Source organism: Pseudomonas sp. B22129, assembly GCF_044218875.1.
Taxonomy (GTDB): Bacteria; Pseudomonadota; Gammaproteobacteria; order Pseudomonadales; family Pseudomonadaceae; genus Aquipseudomonas.
This window is the reverse complement of sequence record NZ_CP162592.1, coordinates 3,687,422-3,700,629: the sequence shown is the minus strand read 5'-3', so window position 1 is coordinate 3,700,629 and position 13,208 is coordinate 3,687,422. Positions and strand designations below refer to the sequence as shown.

12 protein-coding genes and 1 tRNA gene are annotated in these 13,208 nt (G+C 59.5%); 2 read left to right on the top strand and 11 right to left on the bottom strand.

Features of this window, described 5'->3' with window-relative positions:
* Together AB4P94_RS17165 and AB4P94_RS17160 are read right to left on the bottom strand one after the other, a co-directional pair.
* Complete coding sequence (locus AB4P94_RS17165) at positions 1 to 915, bottom strand: Fe(3+) dicitrate ABC transporter substrate-binding protein FecB (protein ID WP_395611350.1); 915 nt, start codon at positions 913 to 915, stop codon at positions 1 to 3.
* Positions 916 to 1,183: 268 nt separating this feature from the next.
* A complete protein-coding gene (locus AB4P94_RS17160) occupies positions 1,184 to 3,589 on the bottom strand; it encodes a TonB-dependent siderophore receptor (protein ID WP_395606564.1) in 2,406 nt (801 codons plus the stop codon).
* A gap of 181 nt (positions 3,590 to 3,770) precedes the next feature.
* Here AB4P94_RS17160 and AB4P94_RS17155 point away from each other — a divergent pair, with 181 nt between their 5' ends.
* Positions 3,771 to 4,499 (top strand): SDR family NAD(P)-dependent oxidoreductase, encoded by a 729-nt coding sequence (locus tag AB4P94_RS17155; RefSeq protein ID WP_395606563.1) that lies wholly within the window; start codon positions 3,771 to 3,773, stop codon positions 4,497 to 4,499.
* A 16-nt stretch (positions 4,500 to 4,515) separates the two neighbouring features.
* Positions 4,516 to 5,349, top strand: coding sequence for a CmcJ/NvfI family oxidoreductase (locus tag AB4P94_RS17150; RefSeq protein ID WP_395606562.1), 834 nt, complete (start codon positions 4,516 to 4,518; stop codon positions 5,347 to 5,349).
* 58 nt (positions 5,350 to 5,407) lie between these two features.
* On the opposite strand, the gene AB4P94_RS17145 is transcribed toward AB4P94_RS17150, so the two are convergent.
* From AB4P94_RS17145 to thrS, 9 genes are all read right to left on the bottom strand, one after another.
* Positions 5,408 to 5,484, bottom strand: a tRNA-Pro gene (locus tag AB4P94_RS17145).
* A gap of 90 nt (positions 5,485 to 5,574) precedes the next feature.
* A complete protein-coding gene (locus tag AB4P94_RS17140; protein WP_003174972.1) occupies positions 5,575 to 5,931 on the bottom strand; it encodes a MerR family transcriptional regulator in 357 nt (118 codons plus the stop codon).
* Positions 5,912 to 6,214, bottom strand: coding sequence for an integration host factor subunit alpha (gene ihfA, locus AB4P94_RS17135; protein ID WP_002553164.1), 303 nt, complete (start codon positions 6,212 to 6,214; stop codon positions 5,912 to 5,914). Before ihfA ends, AB4P94_RS17140 begins: the two co-directional genes overlap by 20 nt.
* A 3-nt stretch (positions 6,215 to 6,217) precedes the next feature.
* A complete protein-coding gene (gene pheT / locus AB4P94_RS17130; RefSeq protein WP_395606561.1) occupies positions 6,218 to 8,596 on the bottom strand; it encodes a phenylalanine--tRNA ligase subunit beta in 2,379 nt (792 codons plus the stop codon).
* 26 nt (positions 8,597 to 8,622) lie between these two features.
* Entirely contained in the window at positions 8,623 to 9,639 is a 1,017-nt protein-coding gene (gene pheS / locus AB4P94_RS17125; protein WP_065874065.1) for a phenylalanine--tRNA ligase subunit alpha, read from the bottom strand.
* A gap of 106 nt (positions 9,640 to 9,745) precedes the next feature.
* Entirely contained in the window at positions 9,746 to 10,102 is a 357-nt protein-coding gene (gene rplT / locus AB4P94_RS17120) for a 50S ribosomal protein L20 (RefSeq protein ID WP_003174975.1), read from the bottom strand.
* Between the two features lie 29 nt (positions 10,103 to 10,131).
* Positions 10,132 to 10,326 carry a 50S ribosomal protein L35 gene (rpmI, locus tag AB4P94_RS17115; protein WP_002553160.1) on the bottom strand — a complete coding sequence of 65 codons (195 nt, stop codon included), beginning with the start codon at positions 10,324 to 10,326 and terminating at the stop codon, positions 10,132 to 10,134.
* Positions 10,327 to 10,386: 60 nt separating this feature from the next.
* Positions 10,387 to 10,938, bottom strand: a complete 552-nt coding sequence (gene infC / locus AB4P94_RS17110; RefSeq protein WP_015884933.1) for a translation initiation factor IF-3 — start codon at positions 10,936 to 10,938, stop codon at positions 10,387 to 10,389.
* Positions 10,938 to 12,860, bottom strand: coding sequence for a threonine--tRNA ligase (thrS, locus tag AB4P94_RS17105; protein ID WP_395606560.1), 1,923 nt, complete (start codon positions 12,858 to 12,860; stop codon positions 10,938 to 10,940). The genes infC and thrS overlap by 1 nt, the downstream gene beginning before the upstream one ends.
* Positions 12,861 to 13,208 lie beyond the last annotated feature (348 nt).

Here is a 13,208-nt window from a genome sequence, read left to right as displayed (position 1 = left end):
TTATTGACTCAGTACGGCTTTGCCGCCCTTAAGGATTGCCAGGGCATCTTCGGCAATTTGCTCGGAGGCGAGTACGCCACGGTTGCGCGCCCAGCTGTCGCCATCGACTTCGGCGACGTGATGATTACGCACCGCACCGAGCACTTGCCACAGCGGCTGCTTGCTCCAGGTGTCGACGATGCTTGGGCGACGGTAATGCCCCACCAGCAACCAACCCGGGTCCAGCGCCAGCAGTTGCTCCAGGCTGACGAACTCGGTGGGCGCGGCCTTGGCGCGCACCGACGGCACTTTCAGGCCGATGGCTTGCAGCACGCTGCCGGCGTAGGAGTCAGGGCCGTGCACGGAAAAGCTGTCTTCGCGCGCCACGCCGAACAGCACACTGGCACCGGCGGGGATCTGCTGTGCGATGGCTTTCAGGTGGTCACGGTTCTGCACAATGCGCGCTTGCATCTGCGGGCTCTTGCCCAGGGCCTTGCCGATCAGCTCGGCGGATTTGAGGCTGCCCTCATAGTCCTCACCGCGCGAGGGCAGCAACAGCGTTGGCGCGATGCTCGCCAGGTCGCTGTACAACGCCTGATGGCGGTTGAGGTCAGCCACGATCAAGTCCGGTTTGAGCCGGGCGATTTCCTCGATGCTCGGCTGCGAGCGCAAACCGACAGACTTCCACTGGCCGATGGCCTGGCGCACGCGAGGCAGGACGCGGTTGGCGTCGCCATCGTCGGCGGCGCCCACCGGTGTCACATCAACGGCCGCCAGGCTGTCGAGAAAGGAGAACTCCAGCACTACCACACGCTTGGGCGCGTCCGGCAGATGCACGGCGTGCTGGCCGTCGTTGAGGTCGATGGGAGCAGCGCTCAACACGCTTGAAGAGAACGCCAGGAGGCAGGCGGCCAGGGTGGGGATGGAGCGCAGCATTCGCATGACAAGGACCTCGGCGTTAAAACACCCCAGCTAGACAGGCCGGGGAAAACGGCGGGTACTATTCCATATCAGGGCAGTGCAATCAAAAAACATTCTCATTGATACCCCCCCGCCGGGCGTTGGGCGGTTTTTTGTGGGAGCTGGCTTGTGTGGGAGCTGGCTTGCCTGCGATGCAGACACCTCGGTGTTTCAGATGCACGCCGGTGATGCTATCGCAGGCAAGCCAGCTCCCACACCAGCCCGCACACATCAGGATCAACGATTAGAAATCAACCGTGGCCGAGAGCAGGTAAGTGCGCGGCGTCGATAGCGTCAAGCCTGGCTCGCTGTCATCCGACGCCCCGGCCGAGCTCCAGTAGCGTTTATCGGCGACGTTCTCCACATTCGCGCGCAAGGTGATGTTTTTTTCATCCACCTTGAAGGCATAACGCGCGCCCACGTCGATACGGTTCCAGGCGTCGATTTGCTTGACGTTGGACTGGTCGAGGTACTGCGAGCTGGAATAGATGCCCCGGCTGGTCAGGGTCAGCCCCTCCACTGTCGGCACATCCCATTCGGCCCCCAGGTTAACGTTGTATTTGGGTGTGGCCGGCGCACGGTTGCCGTCGAAGGTGCCGTTGGTGGTATGGGTCAGCTCGCTGTCGATGACCATCACCCCGCCGAGCAGCCGAACGCCCTTCAGCGGTTCACCGAACACGCTCAACTCCACGCCATCGTTCTGGCGCTTGCCGTTGGGGCCGAACACGCGGGTGGTGGCGTTGGTCTCATAGGCCGGCTGTTTGATGCGGAACACCGCAGCGGTCACGGCGAAAGCACCTGCATCGTATTTGGCACCGACCTCGACCTGGCGGCTGATGAAGGGCGGGAAGATCTCATCTTCGTTGACCGACGTGGACGGCGCGATCTTGCCCTGGCTCAAGCCTTCCATGTAGTTGGCGTACAGCGACAGTGTGTCGGTGGCCTTGAACAAAATGCCGCCCGAGGGCGATATTTTTTCTTCGTCATAGGCAGTGTCGCCTTTGACGTCGTCGGTCCAGTCATCCACCTTCACGCGCTGCCAGCGCGCGCCGAGGGTGAGCAGCAGGCGGTCGTCAAAGAAGCCCAGGGTGTCGGACAGCGCCACGCCACTGAAACGGTTTTCGGTGTAGACCCTGGAATCAAAGCGCGTCGGCCGGGAGGGCGTCGGGGTTTGCACCGGGTTGTAAAGGTTGCTCGGCGCGGCTGCATAACGGGCGCCGCCGTTTTCGAAATCCATGTAGAAATAGCTGGCCGCCAAGTTGACCTCATGGCTGACCGGCCCGGTGTGAAACCAGCTGCGCACGCCCGCCGTGGCGGTACGCACGTTTTCGTCACGGGTGAAATCCCGGGGCTGCACGCTGAAATCCCCGGCGTTATTAGTGACGGCCACCGCATGACGCAGGAAGTCGTGGTTGCTCTTGCGCGCGCCGACGCCGCCATACAGCATCACGCTGTCATTGAAGTCGAACTCACCGTTGAGGGTGCCGAAGGTGTCTCGGGTGCTGGCGTTGCTCCACGGCTGCGCATAGTTGCGGCGCACATCATTGGAGCTCGGCACCCTGGCATTGGCGCCGACCTGCACACGCTCCTGCGGGGCATCGGTGTCACGCTCGGTGTGGCCGATATCGGTGGAGAGGCGCAGGCGCTCGCCACGAAAATCCAGGCCTATTACCGCCATTTCACGGTCGACGCTCTGGTGGTCCCATTCGGTATCGCCGGACTGCTTGACGCCGTTGAAGCGCAGGCCAAATTTGTTGTCTTCGCCAAAACGCCGCCCCACATCCACCGCGCCACCCGCCTGGCTGCCGGATGCCCAAGTGCCCGTCAATGAGGTGATGTCCTTGTCGGTGGCGCGCTTGGGCACCACGTTGATGCCGCCGCCCACGCTGCCGCGCGGCGAGATGCCGTTGATCAATTGGCTCGGGCCTTTGAGGATATCAACGCGGTCGGCCATTTCCATGTCGATGGTGTAGGTCGGTAAAACACCGTACAGGCCGTTGTAGGCCACATCACTGTTGAACAGGCTGAAGCCGCGAATGGTGAACTGCTCATAGCGCCCACCGGCCGGGTTGGTGGCGCGTACCGACGGGTCGCTGGCGACCAAATCGCCGAGGGTGCGCGCCTGCTGGTTCTTCACCGCCTGCGCGGTGTAGGTGGTCATGCTGAACGGGGTCTCCATGAAATCCCGTGAACCCAGCAGGCCCTGGGAGCCACGCCGTGCCACTTGTCCGCCGGCGTAGGCATCGCCGTCGGCCAGGCCGGTGGTGCCAAGAATAGACGTCGGCGCCAGCTGCAAGCTGCCGCCCTCTGGCACCGGCAACAACCTGTAAGCCTGCTCGCCCAGTGGCTGCAATTGCAGGCCGGAGCCCTGCAGCAAATGCGCGAACCCCTCCTCCACGCCGTACTCGCCGGACAAACCACCGCTGCTGCGGCCGCTCACGAGCGCGGGGTCGACTGACAGGTTGACGCCGGCCAACCCCGCAAACCGGGTCAAGGCTGCGCTCAGGCTACCGGCCGGTACCTGATAACTGCGGCGGGTGGACGTGTCTTCGGCATAGCTGACGGCCACGAATAACGGGCTGGTGCTGAGGCTCAACAACAGGCTCAAGTTGAGTAACGGGCGCAAGCGCAAAGGTGGGACTGCGGGCATTGGAGGAAGCTCTCGATTTGTTCACTTGCCTGGAATGACAGGCGAGGTGAAAAAAGGGGACAGGCTTTCGCCAATCTTTTCGATCAAAGCCGGGAGCATAACCTTAGCTGTCGATGTTCTTATTCCTCGCGCGATGCGATGGGTAGATTGTTAACCACGTACTTCATTGGAGCAGTGGCAAATGTCTGAGTCAGTGGTGTGGATTGCCGGTGTCGGTGCCGTCGCGGGATTGGGCGCAGCCTTGGCGCGAAGGTTTGCCCGCGAGGGTTATCGCGTGGCGGTCAGTGGCAGGAGCCTGGACAAACTGCAGGCGGTGGTCGCCGATATCGAGGCCTCCGGGGGCCGGGCAAATGCGATTGCCGCCGACTCGGGCGTCGAGGCTGAGGTCGTCGCGGCTGTCGCTCAGGTGAACCAGCTCGGCACGCTCAAGGCGGCGATTTTCAACGTCGGCAATGCGGTTTCAGCGCCAACCCTGCAACTGAGCGCGGAACTGTTCGAGCAAACCTGGCGAGCCTCGACCCTGGGCGGTTTTTTGTTTGCCCGCGAGGCGACCCGTTCGCTGCTGGCCAATGGCGGCGGAAGCCTGCTGTTCACCGGAGCCACTGCGTCGCTGCGCGGCAAGCCACCCTATGCTGCGTTTGCCGCCGGGAAAGCCGGCTTGCGCTCGCTGAGCCAGTCATTTGCCCGGGAGTTTGGGCCGCAGAACGTGCATGTGGCCCATGTGGTCATCGACGGCTCCATCGACGGTGAAAAAGTCCGCAGCCGGGCCGCCGATTATCTTGAGCGGCTGGGCGAAGACGGCGCCTTGAAACTCGACGACATCGCCGACGCCTACTGGTATTTGCACACCCAACCGCGCAGCGCCTGGACCCAGGAGCTAGACCTGCGGCCGTTCAAGGAACCGTTCTGACTTTTGGAGGTGGCTCATGAGAACCCATCAAGCTCAACTGACACCCCGTTCGGTACGCGGTGTGCTCAATTACCTGCAGGACACCGGCGAGCGCCCGGTGAACTACACCTACCCCGCACCAGAAGGCGCGGCCCAGCGCAGCGGCGTACTGGACCCGACCGAGGTGACCGTCCACAACGCGCGGCTGCTCGACGAGCCCGCAAGTATCAATCGCCAGGGTTTCGAGAAGGTTGATCACGCCAGTAACGTGACGAACCTGGAAGACGACGCCCAAGTCCGCCAACACTACTACCCGGAAACCGAAGCATTGCTCAAACAGCAAACCGGAGCCGTGAAGGTGGTGATATTCGATCACACGATCCGCGTTGACGACCCCGGCCGCGAAGCGCGCGGCCTGCGCGAACCCGTGCGCTACGTGCACAACGACCAGACAGAGCGTTCGGCCATCCGCCGAGTGCGCGACCACCTGCCGGCTGACGAGGCAGAGCAACGATTATCGGGGCGGTTTGCGATCATCAACGTCTGGCGACCCATTGGCGCGCCGGTCTTCAGCACGCCGCTCGCCCTGTGCGACGCGCGCAGCATGGCAGACAGCGACTTGTTAGCCAGCGACCTGGTCTACCGCGACAAGGTCGGCGAAACGTTTTCAGTCAAGGCCAACCCGGCGCACCGTTGGTATTACTACCCACAGTTACGCCCGGATGAGGCCTTGTTGCTGAAGATTTACGATTCACGCCGCGACGTGGCCAGGCTGAGTGCGCATACAGCGTTTGACGACCCCACCACGCCAACGGATGCACCGGCTCGTCGGAGTATTGAGTTGCGAGCGTTGGTGTTTTTCGCGGATTAGTTGTTTTGTACGGGCATGAAAAAACCCAGCCTTTTCAGACTGGGTTTTATCGAAGATATGGTCGGGACGGAGTGATTCGAACACTCGACCCCTAGCACCCCATGCTAGTGCGCTACCGGACTGCGCTACGCCCCGACTAGGCGTGTTACTGGGTTCGCTTCTTGACGAAGCGAACCGGAATATACCGCAAGCTTTTGAAATGTGGAAGTATTTTAAAAGCTTGAATCACTTCTTCAAAACCACCAGCACATCTTCGAGCTCGGAGATCATCTGGCGGATCAGTTGTTTGTATTGGGTGGTGTCGTCTTTGGCTTCATCACCGGACATGCGCTGGCGCGCGCCGCTGATGGTGAACCCCTGATCGTACAGCAACGCACGGATCTGCCGGATCATCAGCACATCCTGGCGCTGATAATACCGACGGTTCCCGGTACGTTTGACGGGGTTGAGTTGAGGAAACTCCTGCTCCCAATAGCGCAGCACGTGCGGTTTTACCGCACAGAGCTCGCTGACTTCACCAATGGTGAAGTAGCGTTTGCCCGGGATGACGGGTAGTTCGTCGTTATGACTTGGTTCCAGCATAAGCCTCAACTCGGGCCTTCAACTTCTGCCCTGGACGAAAGGTGACCACACGGCGAGCCGTGATCGGGATTTCTTCTCCCGTTTTTGGATTGCGGCCAGGCCGCTGGCGTTTGTCCCGAAGGTCAAAATTGCCGAAACCGGACAATTTGACCTGCTCGTTGTCTTCCAGAGCGTGCCGAATTTCTTCAAAGAACAACTCGACCAATTCCTTGGCCTCACGCTTGTTCAGACCCAGCTCTTCGTACAGACGTTCCGCCATCTCAGCTTTCGTCAAAGCCCCCATACGTCACTTCCTTAACGTGGCGTTCAACCTTTGTTCGAGCGAGGTGAGGATATTTTGCGTCGTGGTATTCACCTCATCGTCATTAAGAGTGCGCGATGGATGCTGCCAGGTCAAGCCAACTGCAAGGCTTTTTCTATGCGGATCAATGCCTTTACCCTGATAAACGTCAAATAGCCTGAGGTCTGTCAGCCATTCCCCTGCATTTTCACGGATTACATCCAGAACGGCAGTGGCGGCGACTTCACGGTCGGCGATCAGGGCCAGGTCGCGGCGCACTTCAGGGAAGCGCGACAACTCACTGAATTTAGGCATTTTGCCCGACGCCACTTCAGCCAGGACCAGCTCAAAAACGAAGACTGGACGGTCCAGACCCAGGGTTTTCGACAGCTCTGGGTGAATGGCGCCGACGAAACCCACCAAGCGACCTTCGCGCTCGATGCGTGCAGTCTGGCCAGGGTGCAAGGCAGGATGGCTGCCCGGGACAAACTTGAAGTCGCCCAGTGCACCGGCAAAGCCCAGTACCGCTTCCACGTCAGCCTTAACGTCGAAGAAGTCCACCGTGTCACGGCCCTGCGCCCAGCCTTCCGGCAAGCGGCTACCGCAGACTACGCCCGCGAGCATCGGCTCTTGCTTCAAGCCTTCCAGCTGCCCCACAAAACGCAGGCCGCTTTCAAACATGCGCACGCGGTCTTGCTGACGGTTCAGGTTGTGGGAAAGTGCTTTCACCAGACCTGGCCAGAGAGACGAACGCATGGCGGCCATGTCGTTGGAGATCGGGTTGGCCAACAACAGCGGCTCAACGCCCGGGTTGAACAGTTCGAACTGCTTCGGATCAATGAAGCTGTAGGTCACGGCTTCCTGGTAACCACGGGCAACCAGCAAGCGACGCAGCTCCGGCAGGTGTGCACGCGCCTCGGCTTTGGGTTGTGGCGCCAAGCGCGCTTGCGGATAACGAACCGGCAGGCGGTTGTAGCCGTACAGGCGGGCCAGTTCTTCGATCAGGTCAACTTCCAGGCTGATATCGAAGCGGTGGCTTGGCACTTCAACGTGCCACTGCCCTTCCCCACCAGCGGTAATGCTCAGGCCGAGGGCCGACAGCAGTTGCTCGATTTCAGCCGGCGCAATTACCAGGCCGAGCATTTGCTCGACGCTCTTGGCGCGCAAGGTGATCGGCGCAACGGACGGCAAGAACTGCTCGTTGACGGTTTCAGTGATCGGGCCAGCTTCGCCACCGGTGATCTCCAGCAACAGGCCAGTGGCGCGCTCCATGGCTTCACGGGCGAGCTGCCAGTCCACGCCACGCTCGTAGCGGTGCGACGCATCGGTGTGCAGGCCATAGGAACGGGCCTTGCCAGCGATGGCGATCTGGTCGAAGAAGGCACTTTCAAGGAATACATCGCGAGTCGTGTCCGAAACACCGCTGTGCTCGCCACCCATCACGCCGGCAATCGCCAGGGCGCGGGAGTGGTCAGCGATCACCAGGGTGTCGGCCCGCAAGCTGACTTCCTGACCATCGAGCAGAACCAGCTTCTCACCTTCTTCAGCCATGCGCACGCGGATGCCGCCGTTGATTTCGGCGAGATCGAATGCGTGCAGCGGTTGGCCCAGCTCCAGCATCACGTAGTTGGTGATGTCGACGGCAGCGTCGATGCTGCGCACGTCGGCGCGGCGCAGGCGCTCGACCATCCACAGCGGGGTTGGCCTGGACAGGTCGACGTTACGGATCACACGGCCGAGGTAACGTGGGCAGGCGTTGGGCGCCAGCACTTCGATCGGGCGTACTTCGTCGTGTACCGCAGGCACAGCGTCAACGACCGGGCGGGTGACCGGGGCGTTGTACAGCGCACCAACTTCACGGGCCAAGCCAGCCAAGGACAGGCAATCACCACGGTTCGGGGTCAGGTCGACCTCGATGCTGGCGTCTTCCAGTTCCAGGTATACGCGGATGTCCTGGCCTACTGGCGCGTCGGCCGGCAGCTCCATCAGGCCATCATTGCCTTCGCCGACCTGCAGCTCCGACTGGGAACACAGCATGCCGTTGGACTCAACGCCACGCAGCTTGGCCTTCTTGATCTTGAAGTCGCCCGGCAGTTCGGCACCGATCATCGCGAACGGGATCTTCAAGCCCGGGCGCACGTTAGGCGCTCCGCACACGACCTGAAAAGTCTCCGCGCCATTGCTGACTTGGCACACACGCAATTTGTCGGCATCGGGGTGCTGTTCGGTGCTCAGCACCTCGCCCACCACCACGCCACTGAAAACACCGGCGGCCGGCGTAACGCTATCGACCTCAAGACCGGCCATCGACAGACGGGCAACCAGCTCGTCGCGATCTACCTGCGGGCTTACCCAGCCGCGCAGCCATTGTTCACTGAATTTCATCCTGCTCTCCTAAAGATTCGTTACGACTAGCGAAATTGCGCGAGGAACCGCAAGTCGTTGTCGAAGAACAGACGCAAGTCGTTCACGCCGTAACGCAGCATGGCCAGACGCTCAACGCCCATGCCGAAGGCAAAGCCCGAGAACTCTTCCGGGTCGATCCCGGACATGCGCAGCACGTTCGGGTGAACCATGCCGCAGCCCATCACTTCCAGCCAGCCGGTCTGCTTGCAGACGCGGCAGCCTTTGCCGCTGCACATCACGCACTCCATGTCGACTTCAGCGGATGGCTCAGTGAACGGGAAGAACGATGGGCGAAAACGCACCGCCAGTTCCTTCTCGAAGAACACCCGCAGGAATTCTTCGATGGTGCCTTTGAGGTCGGCGAAATTGATGTCGCGGTCAACCAGCAGGCCTTCAACCTGGTGGAACATCGGCGAGTGGGTGATATCCGAGTCGCTACGGTACACACGGCCAGGGCAGACGATGCGGATCGGCGGCTTGTTCGCTTCCATGGTGCGGACCTGTACCGGCGAGGTATGGGTGCGCAGCAGCATGTTGGCATTGAAATAGAAGGTGTCATGCATCGACCGGGCCGGGTGATGGCCTGGGATGTTGAGCGCCTCGAAGTTGTGATAATCGTCTTCGACCTCGGGGCCTTCGGCGATGCCGTAGCCAATGTGGGTGAAGAACTGCTCGATGCGTTCCAGAGTCCGGGTAATCGGATGCAGGCCGCCCGAGGTCTGGCCACGGCCAGGCAGGGTCACGTCAATGGACTCGGCGGCGAGCTTGGCCGCAAGATCAGCCTCCTCGAGCGACGCCTTGCGCGCATTGAGAACCTCTGTAACACGCTCCTTGGCGACGTTGATCAGCGCACCGACTTGCGGACGCTCTTCAGCCGGCAAATTCCCCAGGGTCTTCATCACCTGAGTCAATTCACCCTTTTTGCCAAGGTAGTGAACCCGGATTTGCTCCAGGGCATTGATATCTTCAGCGCTTTGCACAGCCTCAAGAGCTTGAGCGACGAGCGCGTCCAGGTTTTCCATGTACAGACTCCAGATACAAAATAGGGGAAGAGCTTGAAGGCTCTTCCCCTATTTAAGACGTTTACCACCTTGGGCTGCAGCAGCTCAAGATGACTGTCGGGGGTACTTAAGCCAAGGTGGCTTTAGCTTTCTCGACAATCGCAGCAAACACCGCTTTTTCGTTCACGGCCAGTTCAGCCAGGACCTTACGGTCGATTTCGATGGACGCTTTTTTCAGGCCAGCGATGAAACGGCTGTAGGACAGACCGTTAACACGTGCACCGGCGTTGATACGAGCGATCCACAGAGCGCGGAACTGACGTTTTTTCTGACGACGGTCACGGTAGGCGTATTGGCCTGCCTTGATTACCGCTTGCTTGGCAACACGGAATACGCGTGAACGCGCGCCGTAGTAGCCTTTAGCGAGTTTCAGAATTTTTTTGTGACGTTTACGGGCAATGACGCCACGCTTTACACGAGCCATGAGTTATTTCCTCTATCTTGATCCAAAAATTAACGAAGGCGCAGCATGCGCTCGACTTTTGCCACGTCAGACGGATGCAGCAAGCTGCTACCGCGCAGTTGACGCTTACGCTTGGTCGACATTTTGGTCAGGATGTGGCTCTTGAAAGCGTGCTTGTGCTTGATACCGTTAGCAGTTTTCAGAAACCGCTTAGCAGCACCACTTTTAGTCTTCATCTTTGGCATGTTCGGATACTCCGCATTCAGTTGATAAACATAATCAGAAGGCCTGCCGTGCCCTGTTGATTACTTCTTCTTTTTCGGGGCGATGACCATGATCAGCTGGCGTCCTTCCATCTTAGGATGCTGCTCGACGGAACCGTACTCCAGCAGGTCAGCTTCAACCCGCTTGAGGAGTTCCATCCCCAGCTCCTGGTGGGCCATCTCACGGCCGCGGAATCGCAAGGATACCTTGGCCCTGTCCCCATCACTCAGGAAACGTACCAGGTTGCGCAGTTTTACCTGGTAATCCCCTTCCTCCGTCCCTGGACGAAACTTGATTTCTTTTACTTGAATCTGCTTCTGGTTCTTCTTCGCTGCGGCAACCTGTTTCTTCTTTTCAAAGATCGATTTGCCGTAGTCCATCACCCGACAAACAGGTGGGATTGCATCGGCGGAGATTTCCACCAGGTCCAGTTTGGACTCTTCAGCAATACGAAGCGCTTCATCAATCGAGACGATGCCAATCTGCTCGCCGTCAGCGCCAATTAACCGAACCTCGCGTGCCGAGATATTCTCGTTGATCGGGGCTTTCGGTGCAGCTCGTTTATCTTGTCTCATTTCACGCTTAATAATAATTACTCCGAATCTGGGCGACCACGCCGGGAAACCGCTTGAGCGAGGAACTCGGCGAACTGGGCGACGGGCATCGAGCCCAGGTCAGCACCTTCACGAGTACGCACAGCGACAGTCTGCATCTCGACTTCCCGATCTCCGATAACCAAAAGATAGGGAACCTTGAGCAAAGTATGCTCGCGGATTTTAAAGCCGATCTTTTCATTTCTCAAGTCGGACTTGGCACGAAACCCGCTTTCATTGAGAGTTTTTTCAACTTCAGCGGCAAAATCTGCCTGTTTATCAGTGATATTCATGATCACTGCCTGGGTCGGAGCCAGCCACGCAGGGAATGCACCCTCGTAGTGCTCGATCAGGATACCGACGAACCGTTCGAACGAACCGAGGATCGCCCGGTGCAGCATAACCGGGTGCTTACGGCTGTTGTCTTCGGAGACGTATTCGGCGCCCAGACGGATCGGCAGGTTAAAATCGAGCTGCAGGGTACCACACTGCCAGACGCGACCAAGGCAATCTTTCAGCGAGAACTCGATCTTCGGACCGTAGAATGCGCCCTCCCCCGGCTGCAGATCGTACGAGAGGCCCGCACTGTCGAGCGCAGCGGCCAGTGCGGATTCAGCGCGATCCCACAGCTCGTCGGAGCCAACGCGTTTTTCCGGACGAGTGGACAGCTTCATTTCGACTTCGGTAAAGCCGAAATCGCGATACACGTCCATGGTCAGCTTGATGAACGCCGCAGACTCGGCCTGCATTTGCTCTTCAGTGCAGAAGATGTGGGCGTCGTCTTGTGTGAAACCACGCACGCGCATGATGCCGTGCAGCGCACCCGACGGCTCGTTACGGTGGCAGGCACCAAACTCGGCCAGGCGCAGCGGCAACTCGCGGTAGCTCTTCAGGCCCTGATTGAACACCTGCACGTGGCATGGGCAGTTCATCGGCTTGATGGCGTAGTCGCGGTTTTCCGACTGGGTGGTGAACATGTTGTCGGCGTAGTTGGCCCAGTGCCCGGATTTCTCCCACAGGCTGCGGTCAACGACTTGCGGAGTCTTGATCTCCAGGTAACCGTTGTCGCGCTGAACCTTGCGCATGTATTGCTCAAGCACCTGGTACAGAGTCCAGCCATTCGGGTGCCAGAACACCATGCCCGGCGCTTCTTCCTGGAGGTGGAACAGGTTCAGGCGCTTGCCGATCTTGCGGTGGTCGCGTTTTTCGGCTTCTTCAATGCGCTGGATATAGGCCGCCAACTGCTTTTTGTCAGCCCAGGCCGTGCCGTAGATCCGCTGCAGTTGCTCGTTCTTTGCGTCGCCGCGCCAGTAGGCACCGGACAGCTTGGTCAGCTTGAACGACTTGAGGAAGCGCGTGTTTGGCACGTGCGGGCCACGGCACATGTCGACATATTCTTCGTGGTAATACAGGCCCATGGCCTGTTCGTCCGGCATGTCTTCCACCAGACGCAACTTGTAGTCTTCGCCACGGGCGGTGAACACGTCGATCACTTCGGCACGCGGCGTGACCTTCTTGATCACGTCGTAATCTTTTTCGATCAGCGCGTGCATGCGCTGCTCGATAGCGGCCAAGTCGTCCGGCGTGAAAGGACGCTCATAGGCGATATCGTAATAGAAGCCTTCATCGATGACCGGACCGATGACCATTTTCGCGGTTGGATACAGCTGCTTGACCGCGTGGCCAATCAAGTGCGCACAAGAGTGGCGAATGATCTCCAGCCCCTCTTGATCCTTGGGCGTGATGATTTGCAGGCTGGCATCAGCGGTGATCAGGTCGCTGGCGTCCACCAGCTTGCCGTCGACCTTGCCGGCCACGGTGGCTTTGGCCAGGCCTGCACCGATGGATGCGGCGACCTCGGCTACGGAAACCGAATGATCGAATGAACGTTGACTGCCGTCGGGAAGAGTAATAGTTGGCATGGCGCCTCCTCTCCTAGTGGTGACCCCTACCAAAGGTCACGTGGGTTGGGATGAGCCAGTACAAGATCCAATACCAGGCCGTTCAGTGATGAACGCCTGCCTTACAGCGGCAGGAGCCTTTCGGCCAACCGATAATCGAACCAGAGTGACTGGAGTGAACTGAAAAGAACCTGGCAAGGCGGCACATGGCACACCGGGAAATAGCCAGGCGAACGATGCTAGCACAGATGAACGGTCATCGTGCCGGCACTGCCTTACGAAATACAAATTCCAGCCTTTATTGCCGCAAAAGTGAACTTGGGCTGTACGCCAAGCCTCAAACCCACTGAGAATCGCCGTTCGTCCTCG